The sequence below is a fragment of the Devosia faecipullorum genome, from assembly GCF_015158295.1.
In the GTDB taxonomy this organism is placed as follows: domain Bacteria; phylum Pseudomonadota; class Alphaproteobacteria; order Rhizobiales; family Devosiaceae; genus Devosia; species Devosia faecipullorum.
Window position 1 is genome coordinate 30103 of sequence record NZ_JACDXV010000002.1, and the last position, 17995, is coordinate 48097.

The 17995-nt window shown below is 62.0% G+C and carries 24 protein-coding genes; 9 read left to right on the forward strand and 15 right to left on the reverse strand.

The features are described 5' to 3' along the window. Nucleotides 1-20 precede the first annotated feature (20 nt). A complete protein-coding gene (dapB, locus tag H0482_RS05910) occupies nt 21-833 on the reverse strand; it encodes a 4-hydroxy-tetrahydrodipicolinate reductase (protein ID WP_193729136.1) in 813 nt (270 codons plus the stop codon). 61 nt (nt 834-894) lie between these two features. On the opposite strand from dapB, the gene H0482_RS05915 reads away from it, so the two are divergent. After that, on the forward strand, nt 895-1308 hold the full coding sequence (locus H0482_RS05915; RefSeq protein ID WP_193729137.1) for a VOC family protein: 414 nt from the start codon (nt 895-897) through the stop codon (nt 1306-1308). A 112-nt stretch (nt 1309-1420) separates the two neighbouring features. Here H0482_RS05915 and coaA read toward each other — a convergent pair whose 3' ends face one another. The 7 genes from coaA to hisB all read right to left on the reverse strand — a co-directional run bounded on the left by coaA (nt 1421) and on the right by hisB (nt 6064). Next, a complete protein-coding gene (coaA, locus tag H0482_RS05920; protein WP_193729138.1) occupies nt 1421-2371 on the reverse strand; it encodes a type I pantothenate kinase in 951 nt (316 codons plus the stop codon). Then, nucleotides 2372-2689 carry a phosphoribosyl-ATP diphosphatase gene (locus tag H0482_RS05925; protein WP_193729139.1) on the reverse strand — a complete coding sequence of 106 codons (318 nt, stop codon included), beginning with the start codon at nt 2687-2689 and terminating at the stop codon, nt 2372-2374. It lies immediately after the preceding gene. 86 nt (nt 2690-2775) lie between these two features. Beyond that, nucleotides 2776-3573, reverse strand: a complete 798-nt coding sequence (gene hisF, locus H0482_RS05930) for an imidazole glycerol phosphate synthase subunit HisF (protein ID WP_193729140.1) — start codon at nt 3571-3573, stop codon at nt 2776-2778. A gap of 58 nt (nt 3574-3631) precedes the next feature. Then, complete coding sequence (locus tag H0482_RS05935; RefSeq protein WP_193729141.1) at nt 3632-3961, reverse strand: hypothetical protein; 330 nt, start codon at nt 3959-3961, stop codon at nt 3632-3634. Continuing rightward, nucleotides 3958-4686: a 1-(5-phosphoribosyl)-5-[(5-phosphoribosylamino)methylideneamino]imidazole-4-carboxamide isomerase gene (gene hisA / locus H0482_RS05940; RefSeq protein WP_193729142.1), complete on the reverse strand. Its 729-nt coding sequence runs from the start codon at nt 4684-4686 to the stop codon at nt 3958-3960. Before hisA ends, H0482_RS05935 begins: the two co-directional genes overlap by 4 nt. Beyond that, nucleotides 4683-5336, reverse strand: coding sequence for an imidazole glycerol phosphate synthase subunit HisH (hisH, locus tag H0482_RS05945; RefSeq protein WP_193729143.1), 654 nt, complete (start codon nt 5334-5336; stop codon nt 4683-4685). The genes hisA and hisH overlap by 4 nt, the downstream gene beginning before the upstream one ends. 140 nt (nt 5337-5476) lie before the next feature. After that, on the reverse strand, nt 5477-6064 hold the full coding sequence (gene hisB, locus H0482_RS05950; protein WP_193729144.1) for an imidazoleglycerol-phosphate dehydratase HisB: 588 nt from the start codon (nt 6062-6064) through the stop codon (nt 5477-5479). 132 nt (nt 6065-6196) lie between these two features. Here hisB and hslV point away from each other — a divergent pair, with 132 nt between their 5' ends. From hslV to hslU, 3 genes are read left to right on the forward strand one after another with little or no spacing between them, the layout of a single operon-like run. Then, nucleotides 6197-6757 carry an ATP-dependent protease subunit HslV gene (gene hslV / locus H0482_RS05955; RefSeq protein ID WP_193729145.1) on the forward strand — a complete coding sequence of 187 codons (561 nt, stop codon included), beginning with the start codon at nt 6197-6199 and terminating at the stop codon, nt 6755-6757. Further along, nucleotides 6754-7275 carry a GNAT family N-acetyltransferase gene (locus tag H0482_RS05960; protein WP_193729146.1) on the forward strand — a complete coding sequence of 174 codons (522 nt, stop codon included), beginning with the start codon at nt 6754-6756 and terminating at the stop codon, nt 7273-7275. The genes hslV and H0482_RS05960 overlap by 4 nt, the downstream gene beginning before the upstream one ends. Next, complete coding sequence (gene hslU / locus H0482_RS05965) at nt 7268-8578, forward strand: ATP-dependent protease ATPase subunit HslU (protein WP_193729147.1); 1311 nt, start codon at nt 7268-7270, stop codon at nt 8576-8578. The genes H0482_RS05960 and hslU overlap by 8 nt, the downstream gene beginning before the upstream one ends. Nucleotides 8579-8814: 236 nt before the next feature. Here hslU and H0482_RS05970 read toward each other — a convergent pair whose 3' ends face one another. Genes H0482_RS05970 through H0482_RS05980 form a run of 3 tightly spaced genes read right to left on the reverse strand, consistent with a single transcriptional unit; the run spans nt 8815 to nt 10509 of the window. Next, nucleotides 8815-9183 (reverse strand): helix-turn-helix domain-containing protein, encoded by a 369-nt coding sequence (locus H0482_RS05970; protein WP_193729148.1) that lies wholly within the window; start codon nt 9181-9183, stop codon nt 8815-8817. Further along, complete coding sequence (locus H0482_RS05975; RefSeq protein WP_193729149.1) at nt 9180-9761, reverse strand: Smr/MutS family protein; 582 nt, start codon at nt 9759-9761, stop codon at nt 9180-9182. The genes H0482_RS05970 and H0482_RS05975 overlap by 4 nt, the downstream gene beginning before the upstream one ends. A gap of 22 nt (nt 9762-9783) precedes the next feature. Next, nucleotides 9784-10509 (reverse strand): Tim44/TimA family putative adaptor protein, encoded by a 726-nt coding sequence (locus tag H0482_RS05980; RefSeq protein WP_193729150.1) that lies wholly within the window; start codon nt 10507-10509, stop codon nt 9784-9786. Nucleotides 10510-10674: 165 nt separating this feature from the next. Between H0482_RS05980 and H0482_RS05985 the strand changes: the two genes are divergently transcribed. Then, a complete protein-coding gene (locus H0482_RS05985) occupies nt 10675-11139 on the forward strand; it encodes an FxsA family protein (protein ID WP_193729151.1) in 465 nt (154 codons plus the stop codon). Between the two features lie 84 nt (nt 11140-11223). Further along, nucleotides 11224-11742 carry a protein-export chaperone SecB gene (gene secB / locus H0482_RS05990; RefSeq protein ID WP_193729152.1) on the forward strand — a complete coding sequence of 173 codons (519 nt, stop codon included), beginning with the start codon at nt 11224-11226 and terminating at the stop codon, nt 11740-11742. Between the two features lie 48 nt (nt 11743-11790). Here secB and dnaQ read toward each other — a convergent pair whose 3' ends face one another. The 4 genes from dnaQ to H0482_RS06010 are packed head-to-tail and all read right to left on the reverse strand — an operon-like array spanning nt 11791 to nt 14531. Next, nucleotides 11791-12498 (reverse strand): DNA polymerase III subunit epsilon, encoded by a 708-nt coding sequence (dnaQ, locus tag H0482_RS05995; RefSeq protein ID WP_193729733.1) that lies wholly within the window; start codon nt 12496-12498, stop codon nt 11791-11793. Beyond that, complete coding sequence (gene coaE, locus H0482_RS06000; RefSeq protein WP_193729153.1) at nt 12498-13094, reverse strand: dephospho-CoA kinase; 597 nt, start codon at nt 13092-13094, stop codon at nt 12498-12500. Before coaE ends, dnaQ begins: the two co-directional genes overlap by 1 nt. A 1-nt stretch (nt 13095) precedes the next feature. After that, nucleotides 13096-13926, reverse strand: a complete 831-nt coding sequence (locus H0482_RS06005) for a shikimate dehydrogenase (protein ID WP_193729154.1) — start codon at nt 13924-13926, stop codon at nt 13096-13098. A 2-nt stretch (nt 13927-13928) separates the two neighbouring features. Continuing rightward, on the reverse strand, nt 13929-14531 hold the full coding sequence (locus H0482_RS06010; protein WP_193729155.1) for a Maf family protein: 603 nt from the start codon (nt 14529-14531) through the stop codon (nt 13929-13931). A gap of 440 nt (nt 14532-14971) precedes the next feature. Between H0482_RS06010 and hemE the strand changes: the two genes are divergently transcribed. From hemE to rho, 3 genes are all read left to right on the forward strand, one after another. Continuing rightward, nucleotides 14972-16006 carry a uroporphyrinogen decarboxylase gene (gene hemE / locus H0482_RS06015; RefSeq protein WP_193729156.1) on the forward strand — a complete coding sequence of 345 codons (1035 nt, stop codon included), beginning with the start codon at nt 14972-14974 and terminating at the stop codon, nt 16004-16006. Between the two features lie 11 nt (nt 16007-16017). Then, nucleotides 16018-16443, forward strand: coding sequence for a protoporphyrinogen oxidase HemJ (gene hemJ / locus H0482_RS06020; RefSeq protein ID WP_193729157.1), 426 nt, complete (start codon nt 16018-16020; stop codon nt 16441-16443). Nucleotides 16444-16720: 277 nt separating this feature from the next. Then, nucleotides 16721-17986, forward strand: a complete 1266-nt coding sequence (gene rho / locus H0482_RS06025; protein ID WP_193729158.1) for a transcription termination factor Rho — start codon at nt 16721-16723, stop codon at nt 17984-17986. Nucleotides 17987-17995 lie beyond the last annotated feature (9 nt).

Here is a 17995-nt window from a genome sequence, read left to right on the forward strand (position 1 = left end):
CTGAACGCTTCCGGTCCGCCCTAGTCGTTGAGGCCGAGCACATCGGCCATGGAATAAAGTCCCGGCTTCTGGCCGGAAGCCCAGAGCACGGCGCGCACAGCCCCATTGGCATAGATGGTGCGGTCCTGCGCCCGATGATTGAGCTCGATCCGTTCCGAAGGTCCGGCCAGGATCACCATGTGATCACCGATGACATTGCCGCCCCGCAGGGTGGCAAAGCCGATCGTGCCGGCCTCGCGCGGGCCGGTATGGCCGTCGCGCACCCGCACCGAATGCTCCTTGAGCGCGATATGGCGGCCCTTGGCCGCCGCCTCGCCCAGCATCAGGGCGGTGCCGGAAGGCGCGTCGACCTTGAGATTGTGGTGCATTTCGAGCACTTCGACATCGTAATCGGGCAAAGCCGCCGCGGCCTTTTCGACCAGAACTGCCAGGGCGACCATGCCGGGGGAGAAATTGCCGGATTTGACGATACGCGCGCCCTCGGCGCCCGCCCGGGCAATGGCCGCGTCTTCTGCTTCGAGGCACCCGGTCGTGCCGATGACATGGACCAGACCGCGCCGTGCCGCCAGCCCGGCCAGCGCCACGCTGGCCGAAGGCGCGCTGAAATCGATGATGGCATCGGCCCGTTCAACCAGCGCTTCGGCATTGTCGGAGACCGTGACGCCTAGCGGCTCGATGCCGGCCAGGCCGCCGGCATCCTTGCCAAGCGCAGCAGCGCCGGGCCGATCCAGCGCCCCCACCAGTTCAAGGCCGGGATGAGCGGCGACGGCGCGGATATTGGCCTGGCCCATGCGCCCACCGGCGCCGGCAATGATGATGCGCAGCCTGCTCATGCCGCTAACTCCCTGGCAAATTGCCTCTGGCCTATAGCAGCGTCACGAGGCGCCGCCAACCATGCTGCCGCTTGACGCCGCACTGTGCTACGATTCGGTCGAGCAAGCGGAGAAAAGGACGTCCATGAGCCTCACCAATGTGCTGGCCGGCGTGGCGGTGGAAGACCTGGGCAATTCCCTGGTCTGGTACGAATATCTGTTCGGTCGCCCCGCCGATGCGCGCCCCATGGCCGACGTGGCCGAATGGAAACTGCCCGGTGGCGGCTGGGTGGATGTGATGAGCGACGCCGATCGGGCGGGCGCCAGCGTCATCACCCTCATCGTCGACGACATCGCCGAGGAACTGGCGCGGCTGGAAATGCACGGCATCAAGCCGGTGGCCAAGGCGATCGGGGATTTTTTCAAGACCGCGAAACTGCGCGACCCCGATGGCAATCTCATCATCTTGAGCCAGCCGCAGCCGGGGACGTATTAGCCCGCCGCTTGCCGTAGCGAGTGGAGAGCCTGGCCATAACGGGCTGCGCTTGCATCGGGTCTTTTTGACAATCGTCACCACCCCGCTTGTCCGGGTGGTTCAGCGTTAATTGCTACAGCCGCTTGAGGCTGACCGCTTCGACGCGGTGGTCCTTGCCCTTTTTGAGGATCAGATCGGCGCGGCCGCGGGTCGGCAACACGTTTTCAAGCAGATTGGGCAGGTTGATGCTTTCCCAGACCTGCCGGCCGAAAGCCCCGGCTTCTTCCTCGCTCATTTCCGAGAATTTGCGGAAGAAGGAGGTGGGATCACGGAAGGCCGTGTCGCGCAGGCGGAAGAAGCGGGTGATGTACCATTCCCGCAAATCCTCGACATCGGCGTCGATATAGATCGAAAAATCGATGAAGTCGGAGGCGAAAAGGATGGGCGAACCGTCCCGGGGCAAGTCGCCGGGCTGAAGGATATTGAGCCCCTCGACGATGAGGATGTCGGGCCGGTCGATGATGACCTCTTCTCCGGGCACCACGTCATAGACCAGATGCGAATAGACCGGCACCGCCACCTTGGCCTTGCCCGATTTGATGTCGGCGAGAAAATTGACGAAGCGGGGCCGGTCATAGCTTTCGGGGAAACCCTTGCGCTGCATCATGTCGCGCTCTTCCAGCACCCGATTGGGATGAAGAAAGCCGTCCGTGGTGACCAGATCGACCTTGGGGCTGGAAGGCCAGCGGGAGAGCAGGGCCTGAAGGATGCGCGAAGTGGTGGATTTGCCCACCGCCACCGAACCGGCGACGCCGATGATGAAGGGGACCTTGTCGCCGGGCGTATTGAGAAAGCGGGTCGCAACGGCGTTGAGGCCCTGAATGGCCTCGACGTAATAGGCGAGGAGCCGCGACAAGGGCAGGTAGATTTCCTCCGCCTCGGCCAGCGAGATCGGGTCGGTGAGGGCGCGAAGCCGCTTGATATCCGGCTCGGTCAGCGTCATCGGCTGGCCGTTGCGCAGATCGCTCCATTGCTCTTTGGTGAAATGGCGATAGGGATCGAGAACGGGGGGGCGCTTGGCCATCTAGGGCTGATCCTTCCGTGCGGCCTTTTCAGCAAGGCCCGATTGGGCCGTGCGCCGGTCCAGTTCCGTCATCACTTCGGCGAGCGGCACATCCGCCGCCCGAAGCACGACGAGCAGGTGATAAAGCAGATCGGCGCTTTCCTTGACCAGTTCGGCCCGGTCATTGGCGATGGCGGCGATGACCGCTTCAACCGCCTCTTCGCCCAGCTTCTGAGCCGCCTTGTTCATGCCGCGGGCGATGAGGCTCGCCGTATAGCTCTGGTCGGGCGCGGCCGCGGCGCGCATGGCGATGCGGATTTCGAGTTCTTCGAGAGTCATTGACTGGGAAGGCTCCTCATCTTCGCCGGGGTGACAGCGTGTGTTTGAACAGGCTAGAGCAAAAAACGGAACGCCGTCACTAAAACCTAAGCTAAGCTTTGCGGACCGCCCGCGCGGTCAAGCCGCATGGCGATGCCATGGCTGGCCATATAGGCCTTGGCCTCGGGAATGGTGAAGGTGCCGAAATGGAAGATCGAGGCGGCAAGCACGGCGCTGGCATGGCCTTCGATGACGCCCTCGACCAGATGCTGCAAGGTGCCGACGCCGCCCGAGGCGATGACCGGCACTTCAACGCTGTCGGCAATGGCGCGGGTCAGCTTCAGATCGAAACCGGACCTGGTGCCGTCGCGATCCATGGAGGTGACGAGGAGTTCGCCGGCGCCACGCTCGACCATGCGCGCCGCAAATTCCACCGCATCGATGCCGGTGGGCTTGCGGCCGCCATGGGTATGGATTTCCCAACCCTCACCGCCATCGCTCCGCTGCTTGGCGTCGACCGAGACGACGATGCATTGATTGCCGAACTTGTCGGCGGCCCGGGCGATGAAATCGGGATCGTTCACGGCGGCGGAATTGATCGCCACCTTGTCGGCCCCGGCAAGCAGGAGCTTTCTGATATCCTCGATGGAGCGGACGCCACCGCCCACCGTCACCGGCATGAAGCAATGCTCGGCCGTGCGCGCCACCACATCGAAAATGGTGTCGCGGCCCTCATGGCTGGCCGTGATGTCGAGAAAGGTCAGTTCGTCGGCGCCGGCCGCGTCATAGGCCCTGGCCGCTTCCACCGGATCGCCGGCATCGACCAGATCGACGAATTGCACGCCTTTGACCACGCGGCCGCCGGCCACGTCGAGGCAGGGAATGATACGGGTTTTGAGGCTCACAGGCCGCTTCCTTCTTGGTTTCGCGCGTCCGGACGAGCCATGGCGGGATTCTCGCACATCATGGCCGTTTGACTTTCTGCATCTGGCCCCAGCCGATGCGGTGAATGATCAGGGATGCCAGCCAGACCAGCAGCGCCCCGCCGCCCAGCGGCAGCGTCGCCAGCATGAACCAGCCCATGACGCCGGCGCCATAGAGCAAGCCGCCCCAATCCATGCCCCAGACGATGCAGGGCTGCACCGAGGCTTCGTTGACCACGCAATTATTGGCGTCGGCGATCAGATAGGTGAGATAGACCGAAGCGATCGGCCAGAGCGCGAAGACGAGAATGGCGAACAGCGCCAGTCCATAGGCCCAATAGGGAAATCTATCGGGCCGCGCGGCGCTCATGACGCCCTCAACAGGTCCAGTGCTTCACGTGAATCAATGCGCCCGTCATAGAGGGCGCGGCCGGAAATTGCGCCTTCCAGAACCCGGTATTCGGGCCGGGTCATGCGCTCGATATCGGCCATGGAGGCCAGACCGCCCGAAGCGATGACCGGGATTTTGGTGGCGCGGGCCAGTTCCAGCGTCGAATCCCAATTGATGCCGGCGAGTACGCCGTCGCGATCGATATCGGTATAGATGATGGCGGCGACGCCGGCGCCTTCGAAGCGCCGCGCCAGTTCGATCACGGCCAGTTCGGAGGTTTCCGCCCAGCCCTCGACCGCCACCATGCCGCCACGGGCGTCGATGCCGACAGCCACCTGACCCGGCCATTTTTTGGCTGCCTCTTTCACCAAGGCCGGGTCGCGCACCGCCACGGTGCCGAGAATGACCCGCGCCAGGCCCTTGTCGAGCCAGGATTCGATATGGTCGAGTGTGCGGATGCCGCCGCCGAGCTGGACCGGAAAGCGCACCGCCTTGAGAATGGCCTCCACCGCCGCGCCATTGACGCTTTCGCCGGCAAAGGCGCCGTTGAGATCAACGACATGGAGATATTCAAAACCCTGATCCTCGAAGCTTTTGGCCTGAGCGGCGGGATCGTCATTGAAGACCGTCGCCTGCGCCATGTCGCCCAGCTTGAGGCGCACGCATTCACCGTCCTTGAGGTCGATGGCGGGGAAAAGGATCATGGCGTCCAGTCCAAAAAGTTCTCGATCAGCTTCAGGCCCAGCGCCTGGCTCTTTTCCGGGTGGAACTGGGTGCCGAAAATATTGTCGCGGCCGACACAGGCGGTCAGCTTGCCGCCATAATCGGTGGTAGCGACGAGCTGGGTCGGATCGTCGGTGCGCAGGTGATAGGAATGGACGAAATAGGCGTGCAGCCCGTCCGGCCCGAGCTCGATATCGGCGAGCAGGGGATGGGATTTGCTGGCTTCTATCGTGTTCCAGCCCATATGCGGGATCTTGAGCGCCCCATCTTCGGGGACGATTTTTTCGACGGCGCCGGCAATCCAGCCCAGACCTTTGGTCACGGTCTTTTCGCGGCCTTCGCTCGCCAGCAATTGCATGCCGACGCAAACGCCGAGGAACGGCGTGCCAGCCTTGATCACCTTCTCGTCCAGCACCTCGATCATGCCGGACACGGCCTGCAATCCCGCCATGCAATCGGCAAAGGCGCCGACGCCCGGCAGCATGATGCGGTCGGCCTTGCGCACGATGTCGGGATCGGCGGTCACGGCAATGCTGTCGCCCCGGCCCATGTCATGAGCCACGCGCTCGAAGGCCTTGGCGGCCGAGCGCAGATTGCCCGCGCCGTAATCGATGATGGCGATGATGCTCATGGGCGCATTCTCCACGATCCCGACGTCAACCCGGCAAATGCCGGGCTCCGGTTCAAGATCTCAGGCTGAGCCCCGGCCGGGCCGGGGTGGCAGGCATTGGTCTGGGCTCACTTAGTGCAAAAGCACCCGAAGCGAAAGCCTCAGAGCGTGCCCTTGGTGCTGGGAACGGCATCGCGCATGCGCGGATCGATCTCGACTGCCACGCGCAGGGCGCGCGCCACGGCCTTGAACATGGATTCGGCCAGATGGTGATTGTTGTCGAAATAGAAGTTCTCGATATGCAGCGTAATACCGGCATTGACCGCAAAAGCCTGGAAGAATTCCCGGAGCAGCTCGGTATCGATGTCGCCGATCTTGTTCTGGCTGAACTCGGCCTTGAAGACCAGGAAGGCGCGGCCCGACACGTCGAGCGCCGCACGGGTCAGCGTGCCGTCCATGGGCAGATCGGACGAGGCATAGCGGTTGATGCCCTTCTTGTCGCCAAGGGCCTGTTTGAGGGCCTGGCCGAGCGCAATGCCGACATCTTCCACGCTGTGGTGAAAATCGATGTGCAGGTCGCCCTTGCAGCGCACCTCCATGTCGATCAGCGAATGGCGCGCCAGCTGGTCCAGCATGTGGTCGAAAAAGCCGATGCCGGTCTGCATGGCGTGATTGCCTGTGCCGTCGAGATTGATCGAGACGGAGATCTCGGTTTCATTGGTCTTGCGGGCGATTATTGCTGTGCGCATGGCTGTCTCCGGCGTTTTGGCCTCCTCTAGCAGATCGACAACGGCGCGTGAAGATCGCGCCGTGGCCGCCATTGGTTGCAATCGCCGTGGCGGGCCCTAAATATCATGCAACAGTTCGGAGTAATTCCCCCAATGAGTGAGCACACAAATCCCGGCTGGCACGGGACCACCATCGTTTCCGTGCGCAAGGGCAACAAGGTCGTGGTGGCCGGCGACGGCCAGGTTTCCATGGGCCAGACGGTGATGAAGCACACCGCCAGGAAGGTGCGGCGGCTGGCCGGCGGCACGGTGATCGGCGGCTTTGCCGGCTCCACCGCCGATGCCTTTACCCTGTTCGAGCGGCTCGAAGGCAAGCTCGAGCAATATCCCGACCAATTGATGCGCGCCGCCGTGGAACTGGCCAAGGACTGGCGCACCGACCGCTATCTCAGGAAGCTCGAAGCCATGATGATCGTGGCCGACAAGACCGATACGCTGGTCCTGACCGGCAATGGCGACGTGCTGACGCCAGACCACGGGGTCATCGCCATCGGCTCGGGCGGCAATTATGCCCATTCGGCGGCCCTGGCGCTGCATCAGGCGACCGAGCTCGATGCCGAGGACATTGCCCGCCGCGCCATGAAAATCGCCGAGGAAATCTGCGTCTATACCAATGGTAATGTGACGCTCGAAACCATCGAGTTGTGCGCGTGAGCTTTTCGATCCGCCAGTTGAGCGTCGATGATGCGATGGCCTATCGCGCCATCAGGCTCGAAGCACTGGTCAACCATCCTGAAGCCTTCCTCTCCTCCGCCGAGGCCTTTGCGCAGAAGTCGGACGACGACATCAGGGAGACGCTCAGGGCCCTGACGATCTTTGGGGCTTTTCTGCCGGACGGATCGCTTGGGGGCATCAATGCCTTTCTGGGCAATGAGGGTCACAAGGAAAGCCATCGCGGCTGGATGATCCAGGTCTACGTCAAGCCGGATCATCGCGGTTCCGGCATGTCCACGGCGCTGGTGCAGCACTTGCTCGACTACGCCAGGGACAGGGTGATCCAGGTTCATCTGGGCGTCTGGACGGAAAATGAGGCGGCGATCCGGCTCTACAAAAAACTGGGCTTTGCCACCTATGGGACCGAGCCCCGCTATCTCTTCGTGAACGGTCGATATCTCGACGAACACCTGATGGTGCGCTTCCTCGATGAGGCACCAGGAGACCAAAATGAGTGAAACAAACTTTTCCCCGCGCGAGATCGTCTCCGAACTGGACCGCCATATTGTCGGCCAGGCCGATGCCAAGCGCGCCGTCGCCGTGGCCTTGCGCAATCGCTGGCGGCGCCAGCAATTGCCGACCGAACTGCGCCGCGAGGTCAGTCCCAAAAATATCCTGATGATCGGGCCGACCGGGGTGGGCAAGACTGAGATTTCGCGTCGCCTGGCGCGGCTGGCGCAGGCCCCCTTCGTCAAAGTGGAGGCCACCAAATTCACCGAAGTGGGCTATGTCGGCCGCGACGTCGAGCAGATCGTGCGCGATCTGGTGGAGGCGGGCATTACCGTTCTGCGCGACAAGCGTCGCCGCGACGTGCAGGCCCAAGCCCATCACAATGCCGAGGAACGGGTGCTCGATGCGCTGGTGGGGACGTCCGCCACCCCCTCGACCCGCGACAATTTCCGCACCAAGCTGCGCAATAACGAACTCGACGACAAGGAGATCGAGATCGAAATGCAGCCCAATCCGGGCACCGGCGGGTTCGAAATTCCCGGCATGCCCAATGGCGGCATCGGCATGATCAATCTTTCCGACATGTTCAAGCAGGCCATGGGCGGGCGCGGGGTCAAGCGCAAGATCAGGGTCAAGGATGCCTATGAGCCGCTGATCGCCGAGGAAGCCGACAAGCTGCTCGACCAGGACCAGCTCAAGAGCGAAGCCATCGAATTGGTGGAAAATCACGGCATCGTCTTCATCGACGAGATCGACAAGGTCGCGGCCCGCGAAGGCGGGGTCCAGGGTGGTCCCTCGCGCGAAGGGGTGCAGCGCGATCTGCTGCCGCTGATCGAGGGCACGACGGTCGCCACCAAATATGGGCCAGTCAAGACCGACCATATCCTGTTCATCGCCTCGGGCGCCTTCCATGTGTCCAAGCCCAGCGACCTATTGCCCGAATTGCAGGGCCGGCTGCCGATCCGGGTGGAACTCAAGGCGCTGACCCGCGAGGATTTCATCGGCATTCTCAACGACACCGAAGCCAGCCTCATCAAGCAATATGTGGCGCTGATGGGCACGGAAGGGCTGACGCTGGAAGTCACCCAGGACGCTATCGAGGCCATTGCCGACGCGGCGGTCAAGGTCAATTCATCAGTCGAGAATATCGGCGCCCGCCGTTTGCAGACGGTGATGGAGCGGCTGGTCGAGGAAATTTCCTTCGACGCGCCGGACCGTGCCGGACAGAGTGTCAAGATCGACGCGGCCTTCGTGCGCCAAAAGGTCGGCGTGCTGGCCGGGGATACCGATCTGAGCAAGTTCGTGCTGTAGGTGCAGGTGGCCCACAGGACCAAGAGATGGATTGCCCGGACAGGCCGGGCAATGACGGCGAAGAGGGTTTAGCGCCTGCGGCCCACAGATTTCTCAGCTTTTCGTCATCACCCGGCACGTCCGGGTGATCCAGGCCCGGCGCAACGGGCGTTCTGTCGAGCGCCAACCACCGCTCCAATCGCTTGTTTGGCATTGGAGGGTCCGAAAACCGGGAATACCCTTTTCGGTCCGCTGCTTCAGCGCTTGCGGCTCGCCCGCTTCACCATTTCATCACGCAGGAATTTCAGATCCTCGGCCTCCAGCCGGCCGATGGAATCGCGCAGGCGATTGGTCAATTCGGTCGCCTCGGGCACAAGGCCGCCGGTATCGATGGTCACCTTGGGGTCGGAAATCTCCGCCAGGCGCTGCAATTCCTCGGCCTCATCCCAGATGATGTTGAAAAAGGCAATGATGCGGTGAAGGAGGAAACTGGTCGGCTGGCCACGCCGTCCATGCTCCAGCGCCGAGAGATAGGCCGAGGAGACATTGAGCGCCGCCGCCATTTCCTTGAGCGAAATGCCGCGCGCTTCGCGCATGGCGCGCAATTTGGCACCCAAGGGGGTCATTGCCGCCGCAGGCGCACATAAAAGGCGCCCTCCCCACCATGGCCGCGCGCCGCCATGCTCCAGCCTGAAATGACATGCGCCAGGCCCGGCTCGGACAGCCAGAGCGGCAGCATATTGCGCAGGATGCCGCGCTCGGTCATGGCGGCGATGAAATCATTGTCGGTCCGCGCCCCCTTGCCGGTGATCACCAGAATGGTGCGGTCTCCGCGCGCTGCGCGGGCGCCGATATAGCGGCGCAGCGCCTCCCGGGCCTCCGATTGAGTCATGCCATGCAGATCGATGGTGCCGTCGATATCGATGCGGCCGCGCCGAACCTTTTTGTGGATGGCCGGGTCGACGCTTTTTTCCACCCGTGGCGCGCCGGGCGAGGGCGCCTGATAATCGGGCAGGAAAGGCTTTCCTTGCCCCAATTTGGCCGGTGGCCGGCGCAAGGGCGGCGGCGCTTCCGGCTCGGGAACAGGCAGGGGTCCGGCGCCCAGTTTCAAAAGCCCCTTGCGACGCAACGGCTCAACGGTCGCGGCCACATGGGTCCACAAATGGAAGTCATGCGGCAGGCGCCTGAACTCGCGCTTGGACATGGTCGAGGCTCTGCCGCAAGGATCAATCGAGCTGGCTGGTGGTCACGACCTTCCAATTGGGATCGCGCGATTTCGGATTGCGGGCAAAGGTCCACTCATCGGCAATGATCTGCACCTGATCGGCATTGCCCTCCACCAAATTGCCGTCGTTGTCGCGAGTGGCCGACACCACTTCGGCATGAAAATCCACCGTCACGGCAATATTCTTCTTGTCATATTCGGCATCGACAATGGCGATGCGCGGCAGGCCGACAAAGGTGAAATCAACCTTGTGGCCGGCGGCCTCGCGCTCCGCTATGGCGCGCTGGAAACCGTCGAAAACCTCCTTGTCGAGGAGGTTGCGCAAGGTCTGCCGATCACCCTCGGCAAAGCCGGTGACCACCATTTCATAGGCCTGCTTGGCACCATCGAGGAAGGATTTGGGGGTAAAGGTGGGATCGGCTTCGGCCACTTCGCGCAGGCCCTCGGCCAATTGCGCATTGCCGGCGGCTGCCTGCTCGATTTCCGCTTCCAGCTTGCGGGCGCGGCGCTCGTCATCGAGGTCCGGCTGGGCAATTGTGGGGCGCGGGCGCAGCGGCACCACAGTGTCGTCGGCATTGGCATTCTTTTCGGCCGGGGTGGAGCGGCTGCGATCGACGGGCGGGCGCTCATTGCCGGTGCGGGTTCCCAGAACCGAGCGGAGCCGGAACAGCACGAATATGGCCACGACAATGGCAATGAGGGTCGGCAGGTCGAGAAATTCGTCCATCAAGAGGCACCTTGCGCAGGAGGCGTCGATAAAATCGCGTTGTGGCGCTCGTTTCGCGCCGATGTGGTCTTATATATAAGCAATGCTTTAGCTCAAAACCAGTTCACGTTGGGGCGAGTTGCATTTTGCCGCTGCCATAATTGCCAACAAGACAAGGATCAGCCCTTGGCCCGCTTTTTCGCCTTCGGATTTCTGGCGCTGCCGCTACTGGAAATCGCCCTTTTCATCGTGGTCGGCCGCGCGATTGGCCTCCTGCCGACCTTGGCGCTGGTGATCCTCTCGGCACTGGCGGGTGGATTGGTGCTGCGCCGGCAGGGGCTGGACGTGGTCGCGAGACTACGCAGCAATGTCAGCGCCGGCACCATTCCCGGACGGGCCGTCTTCGATACGATGCTGATCGGACTGGCCGGATTGCTGCTTTTCCTGCCGGGTTTTTTCAGTGACGTTTTGGGGTTGGGCCTGCTGTTGCCACCTTTGCGGGACTGGATGTTTTCGGCGTTGGCCGGCAGGGTGCGGGTGGTGGAAACCACGGCGAGCTATCGGCGCTATGGCAATCCTCATACGGGCGGGGGTGAAGCGCCGCTCATCATCGACGCCAGCAATGACGACTGGCGGGACGAGCGGAAATAGCGGGCTCGGCTTGTTCAGCCGGGCCAAAAATGCTAGCCAGCGCGCCAGAATTGCTTGAATTTTCGCATCAAGAAGGACCAATCAATGGCCGACGACAATCAGGGCGCGGCAGCGCCGCAGCCCGCCAACGCGCCCAGCATGAACCTGGTGGGTCAATATATCCGCGATCTTTCCTTCGAAAATCCGGGCGCACCGGCCACCCTGCTCGCCGGTGGCGGCAATCCGGCCTTCAACGTCTCCATCGCCGTGGGCGTCAAGAAACAGAACGAGGAAATCTTCGCAGTGGAGCTGACGCTCAATGCCAAGGCCAATCGCGAAGACACGCTCCTGTTCAATGTCGAACTGGTCTATGGCGGCATTTTCCGCCTCAAGAACGTGCCCGAAGCCCAATTGTCGCCGCTGCTGATGGTGGAATGCCCGCGTCTGGTCTTCCCCTTCGCGCGTCAGGTTCTGGCCAATGTCACCCAGCAGGGCGGTTTCCCGCCGCTGATGATGGAGCCGGTGGATTTTGCCGCCATCTATCGTCAGAATCTGGCCAAGCTCGCCGCCCAGCAGGGCGCCGCGCCTGCCCCCGCCAATGGCGAAGGCGAAAAGCTCAACTGAGCCCTGCGCCTATCATTGAATGAAAAGCCCCGGTCACGCCGGGGTTTTTTATTGGGTGGCGTCGCCGGTCTCATATTGAGACCAGATGGCGCTGTCGCCCATCCTGCCGACAAAGGCCGAATGCGCTTCGGCTTCGGCGGCGGTGATGCGGGAGGGCAGCGGAAGGGGGCGCTGGCGGGCAGCGATTTTTTCAGCCATGACACCGGCACCTCCGGCATCTTCTTCGGCGGTGAGCGCGAGACTGACCTGTTTGCCGCCAATGAGTTCGAGATAGACTTCGGCGAGGATTTCGCTGTCGAGCAGGGCCCCGTGCAGGGTACGGCGGGAATTGTCGATGCCGTAATGCTTGCACAGCGCATCGAGGCTAACGCGGGCGCCGGGATGTTTCTGCCGCGCCAGCATGACCGTATCGATCACATCATTGGTGAGCCGGGCCAATCCGGCTCCTTCGAGCTCGGCATTGAGAAAGCCCATATCGAAGGGGGCGTTGTGGATGACCAGCGTCGCCTCGCCGATAAAAGCGCGAAAAGCTTCGGCCACGCTGTTGAAGAGCGGCTTGTCGGCCAGAAAATCGTCACCCAGGCCATGCACCCGAAAGGCCTCCTCGGGCATGGAGCGCTGGGGATTGATGTAGACGTGGAAGTGCTTGCCGGTCGGAATATGGTTGATCAGCTCGACGCAGCCGATTTCCACCAGCCTGTCGCCACTCTGGGGCGAGAGGCCCGTGGTTTCGGTATCGAGGACGATTTCCCTGATCATGGCGTTTTCGCTTCTGCCCGTATGGTCGCGACCAGTTCGGCGACCTCGGTCTCGATGTCGTCACGAGGCCGCGCTGTATCGAAGAGCCAGCTGGCTCTTGCCATCTTCTCGGCCTGCGGCCATTGCCGGGCAAGCAGGGTCTGCATCTTTTCCACATTCATGCCTGGACGGGCCAGGATGCGCTGGTGCTGGATTGCCGGATCGACATGGGTGACGGCAATGGTATCGAAACCGTAATCGTAGCCGCTTTCAAAGAGCAGCGGCACTTCCACCACGGCCAGTTCATGCCCTTGCTGCTCCGCCTCGTTGAGAAAGCTGGCGATACGAGCCCGGACCAGCGGGTGAATGACCGCTTCAAGCCGGGCAAAACCGGACGGATCGGCGGCAAGGCGTTTTCCTAAGTCCTGGCGATCGATCGCGCCGTCGCGAACAATGCCGGGAAAAAGGGCTTCGACCGGGGCGATGGCCTCGCCCGCATAGAGTTCGGCAACCAGGGCATCGGCGGAAAGAACCGGTACGCCCGTCCGGGCAAAGGCCGCCAATAGGGTGGACTTGCCGGTGGCGATGGAGCCGGTGATACCGATGCGGCGCATTTCAGGGCTCCAGCGTGGCGAGGATCTTGGCGCGCAATTGCGGGGTCACCTGCGGCGTCACCCCGAACCAGGCAGCAAAGCCGGGCACGGCCTGATGCAGCAGCATGCCCAATCCATCCACCGTCCTCAGCCCCTGTGCTGCCGCATCTGCCAATAACGGGGTGATCAGCGGGGTATAGACAATGTCGGTCACCAAGGCTGTTTTGGGGAGCAGTGACAGGTCGAGCCACTCGAAGCGGCTGTTATGCATGCCGATGGAAGAGGTATTGACGACCAGGCCAAGGCGCGGCGCCAGATCGGGGAATGCTGCGAAATCATGGGCAAGAAAGGGGCCCTCGATCTCGGAGAGCAGCGCCTCGGCATTGGCCAAAGTGCGGTTGAGCACATGCACGCGTTTGCCATAGCGCTCGCGCAGGGCGACCAGCACCGCGCGCGCCGCGCCGCCGGCGCCGATGACCAGGGCCTCGCCATCATGATCGGCCCAACCGGGCGCATTGGCGTCAAGATTGCCGAGAAACCCGAGATAGTCGCTATTGGCGCCGTGCACCTTGCCGTTCCCGGTCACCAGCGTATTGACCGCGCCGATGGTTCGGGCCAACGCATCGACGCTGTCGCACAGCGCAAAGACCGCTTCTTTGTGGGGAATGGTGACATTGCCGCCGGCAAAGTCACCGGCACGCAGCCGCTCGAAAAAACCCGGCAGCGCATCGGGCGCTATATCGATGGCTTCATAAGAGCCGTCGACGCCGTGTTCGCGCAACCAGGTGCTGTGAATGAGCGGCGAGCGGGAATGGGCAATGGGATGCCCGATGACGAAAGCCTTGATGGTCAAGTTCAATCCCGGATCTGGAGAAGCTGGGGCGCAAGCTCGCGCAAGGCCGAGAGCAGCGGCAAGAGCGGCAGGCCCAATATGGTGAAATAATCGCCGCTCACCTCTGAAAACAGGCGAATGGATGGGCCTTCGAGCCGGTAGGAACCGACCGAGCCAAGAATGGCGTCGCCCTCGAGGTCCAATATGGCATCGCGCTCCTCGGGCGAAAATTCGCGCATGGTGAGTTCTGCGCTTTCGAGGTCCGACCAGAGCAGCGTCCCGGCGCGCACCAGTGTCACCGCTGCGTGGAGGCGATGGGTCTTGCCGCGCAGATGATCGAGCTGGGCGGCGGCGTCCCGTCGGCTGGCCGGCTTGTGCAAAAGCTCGGGGCCCAGCGTCAGGGTCTGGTCGGCCCCGATCACCCAGGCGTCGGGATGAAGACGGGAAACAGTTTCGGCCTTGGCCTGGGCCAGCAGCAACGCCAGGTCGCGGCCATCGGCACCCGCGGCAAGTGCTTGGCCTTCGAGGCTGCGCTCATCCAGCGCTGCCGGAATGGTGGTAAAGCGCAGTCCGGCCTTGTCCAGCAGGGCTTTGCGGGTGGAACTGGCAGAGGCAAGGATCAGCATGAGGCCATGTTTTCCACACACTCATCCCCAGCTCAAGCCCGATCTGTGGGCAAAACCAGCAAGTCCGGCAATGGCGCCGACTTGTTCGACATAGCTAATAATTCATTAACAGCCTGGCCCCGGGCCTCGTATGGCGGGGGCTGGGGACAGATCTGGGGAAAAGCCCGAAGCGCCCCACCATGCGCTTGCGCGCGCGATTCACAGCCGGAATCGAATCATTGACTCGGCAGCGGCCCGGTTAAGCTTTTGTTAATGAATTGGGCGGCGGGGCGGCAGAGCAGCACGTGACGGAAATTAACACCCAATTAACCATGATGCTGCGCGCAAGTGTCACCGCCTCCCCCGATTGTGGACGCGGCTGAATTGCAGCAAAACACCGCTATGAAGATAATGATACTAAGACAGAAAGATTCTTTTAGGGATTTGGAAGGGACCAAGACATGAGTCCGGTGACAGACAGAAAGCTTCTGGCGACGGTATTGGGCCTGCGCCAGGAGCGCCCCCCCGTCTGGATCATGCGTCAGGCCGGCCGCTACCTGCCTGAATATCGCGAGACGCGCAAAGCGGCGGGTGGTTTCCTTGAACTCTGCTATACGCCCGAACTGGCGGTGGAAGTGACGCTGCAACCGCTGCGTCGCTTCGATCTGGATGCGGCAATCCTGTTTTCCGACATTCTCGTCATTCCCGATGCCTTGGGACAGAAGGTGCGCTTCGAAGTGGGCGAGGGTCCATTGCTCGAACCGCTGGACGCCGAAGGCATCGACAGGCTGGATAAGAGCCGGGTGCTGGAGCATCTGGCGCCGGTGCTGGAAACCGTACGGCGCCTCAGGGCCCAATTGCCCGACGACAAGACGTTGATCGGCTTTTGCGGGGCGCCCTGGACCGTGGCGACCTATATGCTCAATGGCCGCGGCTCGCCCGATCAATGGACAGCGCGGCGCTTTGCGCTGGAACAGCCCGAAGCATTCCAGCGGCTGATGGACATCCTGGTCGAGGTCAGCATCGATTATCTGGCGGCCCAATTGCAGGCCGGCGCCGATGTGGTGCAGATCTTTGAAAGCTGGGCGCTCAATCTCGATGATGCCGCCTTTGCCCGACAGGTGAACGAGCCGAACAAGCGCATCGTGGCCGGCCTGCGCCAGCGCATCCCCGATGCGCCGGTGATTGGCTTTCCGCGCGGCGCTGCCGGCAATATCGCCGGCTATGCCGCTGCGACCGGCGTCAATGCGCTGGGCATCGATTATGCCGCCCCGCTGGATTTCGTTCGCAATACGCTGCCCAAGCACCTGCCGGTACAAGGTAATCTCGATCCCTTGCGGCTGGTGATCGGCGGCGCGGCCATGGACAATCAGGTGCGGGCGATTCTTGCCGCCTTCGCCGATCGGCCGCATATTTTCAATCTTGGACACGGCATCGTGCCGGAAACGCCCATCGCACATGTCGAGCGGCTGATCGAATTGATCAAACAGGGTTAGGAGCGATTGGCATGATTGAATGGTTCAAGGCGCTGCATGTCATCTCGGTGATCGCTTGGATGGCCGGCCTGCTCTATCTGCCACGGCTTTTCGTCTATCATTCGGTGGCGGAAATCGGCTCGGTGCAATCGGAGACCTTCAAGGTGATGGAGCGGCGGCTGTTTCGCGCCATCACCACTCCGGCCATGATCGCCACCTGGCTGTTTGGCCTCGCCATGGTGGGCCATGGCATCATCGATTGGAGCGCGATCTGGCCCTGGGTCAAGGCGGGTCTGGTGCTGGTTCTGAGCGGATATCACGGTTTGTTGGCGCGCCACCTCAAGGCCTTTGCCAGCGACCGAAATGACAAGTCGCAGAAATATTTCCGCTTGATCAACGAAGTGCCAACCCTGTTGATGATCGTCATCGTCATCATGGTGATCGTCCGCCCCTTCTGACAATCTGAAGAGGGGAAGGCACCGGAGAGGGTTTCACGTGAATCCTCTCTCGTCGGGGCAGAGCCGGCCCTTGCTGCGGCGAAAAATGGTCCAGCCGGTGGGATTTTCTCACCGGCGGGCGGCTGACGAAATGATTAAATCTTGAAATTGATGCCGGATCGCGCTAGATGGGGCCAAGGTATCCCCTTTGGCGCGACCGCCCGGTTGCTGCGTGATGCCGAACATTTCCCCTTCTTGCCTTCCCTCTATCGATCTCCCTCAAGGGTCCATCGCATACATGCAGAATATCAAGCTCAGCGAGCTCAAGGCCAAGTCGCCGGCCGAACTCTTGGCCTTTGCCGAGGAATCGGAGGTGGAAAACGCCTCCACCATGCGCAAACAGGAATTGATGTTTGCCATCCTCAAGGAATTGGCGGCCCAGGACATCAATATTGTCGGCGAGGGCGTGGTCGAGGTTCTGCCTGATGGCTTTGGCTTCCTGCGCTCGCCCGACGCCAATTATCTGCCCGGCCCCGACGATATTTATGTCAGTCCCAGCCAGATCCGCCGCTTCGGCCTACGGACCGGCGATACGGTCGAGGGCGAAATCCGCTCTCCCAAGGACGGCGAGCGCTATTTCGCGCTGCTCAAGGTCTCCACCATCAATTTCGAAGACCCTGAGGCGGTCCGCCATAAGGTCAATTTCGACAATCTCACGCCGCTCTATCCCGAGGAGCGGCTGCGCATGGAATTGCCCGATCCGACGCTCAAGGATCGTTCGGCGCGCCTGCTCGATCTGGTCGCGCCCCTGGGCAAGGGTCAGCGCGCCTTGATCGTTGCGCCGCCGCGTACCGGTAAGACGGTATTGTTGCAAAATATTGCACAATCGATCGCCACCAATCACCCCGAATGCTATCTGATCGTTCTGTTGATCGATGAGCGTCCCGAAGAAGTGACCGACATGCAGCGCTCGGTGCGCGGCGAGGTGATCTCCTCGACCTTTGACGAGCCGGCATCGCGCCACGTCCAGGTGGCTGAAATGGTCATCGAAAAAGCCAAGCGTCTGGTCGAGCACAAGCGGGACGTCGTCATCCTGCTCGATTCCATCACCCGTCTCGGCCGCGCCTATAACACTGTGGTGCCTAGCTCCGGAAAGGTGCTGACCGGCGGTGTCGATGCCAATGCATTGCAGCGCCCCAAGCGCTTTTTCGGCGCGGCACGCAATATCGAGGATGGTGGTTCGCTCACCATCATTTCCACGGCGCTGATCGATACCGGTAGCCGCATGGACGAAGTGATCTTCGAGGAATTCAAGGGCACCGGCAATTCGGAAATCATCCTCGACCGCAAGGTCGCGGACAAGCGCATCTTCCCGGCTCTGGACATCACCAAGTCCGGCACTCGAAAGGAAGAATTGCTGGTCGAAAGCGACATCCTCAAGAAGATGTATGTGCTGCGCCGCATCCTCAATCCGATGGGGACCATCGATGCCATGGAATTCCTCATGGACAAGGTGCGCCAGACCAAGACCAATTCCGATTTCTTCGATTCGATGAATACCTGATCCAGGCGG

What these genes read in the sequence shown, in the direction of transcription:
- dapB (WP_193729136.1), bottom strand. Translation starts at nt 833, where the DNA reads ATGAGCAGGCTGCGCATCATCATTGCCGGCGCCGGTGGGCGCATGGGC.
- H0482_RS05915 (WP_193729137.1), top strand. Translation starts at nt 895, where the DNA reads ATGCTGCCGCTTGACGCCGCACTGTGCTACGATTCGGTCGAGCAAGCG.
- coaA (WP_193729138.1), bottom strand. Translation starts at nt 2,371, where the DNA reads ATGGCCAAGCGCCCCCCCGTTCTCGATCCCTATCGCCATTTCACCAAA.
- H0482_RS05925 (WP_193729139.1), bottom strand. Translation starts at nt 2,689, where the DNA reads ATGACTCTCGAAGAACTCGAAATCCGCATCGCCATGCGCGCCGCGGCC.
- H0482_RS05935 (WP_193729141.1), bottom strand. Translation starts at nt 3,961, where the DNA reads ATGAGCGCCGCGCGGCCCGATAGATTTCCCTATTGGGCCTATGGACTG.
- hisA (WP_193729142.1), bottom strand. Translation starts at nt 4,686, where the DNA reads ATGATCCTTTTCCCCGCCATCGACCTCAAGGACGGTGAATGCGTGCGC.
- hisH (WP_193729143.1), bottom strand. Translation starts at nt 5,336, where the DNA reads ATGAGCATCATCGCCATCATCGATTACGGCGCGGGCAATCTGCGCTCG.
- hisB (WP_193729144.1), bottom strand. Translation starts at nt 6,064, where the DNA reads ATGCGCACAGCAATAATCGCCCGCAAGACCAATGAAACCGAGATCTCC.
- hslV (WP_193729145.1), top strand. Translation starts at nt 6,197, where the DNA reads ATGAGTGAGCACACAAATCCCGGCTGGCACGGGACCACCATCGTTTCC.
- hslU (WP_193729147.1), top strand. Translation starts at nt 7,268, where the DNA reads ATGAGTGAAACAAACTTTTCCCCGCGCGAGATCGTCTCCGAACTGGAC.
- H0482_RS05970 (WP_193729148.1), bottom strand. Translation starts at nt 9,183, where the DNA reads ATGACCCCCTTGGGTGCCAAATTGCGCGCCATGCGCGAAGCGCGCGGC.
- H0482_RS05975 (WP_193729149.1), bottom strand. Translation starts at nt 9,761, where the DNA reads ATGTCCAAGCGCGAGTTCAGGCGCCTGCCGCATGACTTCCATTTGTGG.
- H0482_RS05980 (WP_193729150.1), bottom strand. Translation starts at nt 10,509, where the DNA reads ATGGACGAATTTCTCGACCTGCCGACCCTCATTGCCATTGTCGTGGCC.
- secB (WP_193729152.1), top strand. Translation starts at nt 11,224, where the DNA reads ATGGCCGACGACAATCAGGGCGCGGCAGCGCCGCAGCCCGCCAACGCG.
- coaE (WP_193729153.1), bottom strand. Translation starts at nt 13,094, where the DNA reads ATGCGCCGCATCGGTATCACCGGCTCCATCGCCACCGGCAAGTCCACC.
- H0482_RS06010 (WP_193729155.1), bottom strand. Translation starts at nt 14,531, where the DNA reads ATGCTGATCCTTGCCTCTGCCAGTTCCACCCGCAAAGCCCTGCTGGAC.
- hemE (WP_193729156.1), top strand. Translation starts at nt 14,972, where the DNA reads ATGAGTCCGGTGACAGACAGAAAGCTTCTGGCGACGGTATTGGGCCTG.
- hemJ (WP_193729157.1), top strand. Translation starts at nt 16,018, where the DNA reads ATGATTGAATGGTTCAAGGCGCTGCATGTCATCTCGGTGATCGCTTGG.
- rho (WP_193729158.1), top strand. Translation starts at nt 16,721, where the DNA reads ATGCAGAATATCAAGCTCAGCGAGCTCAAGGCCAAGTCGCCGGCCGAA.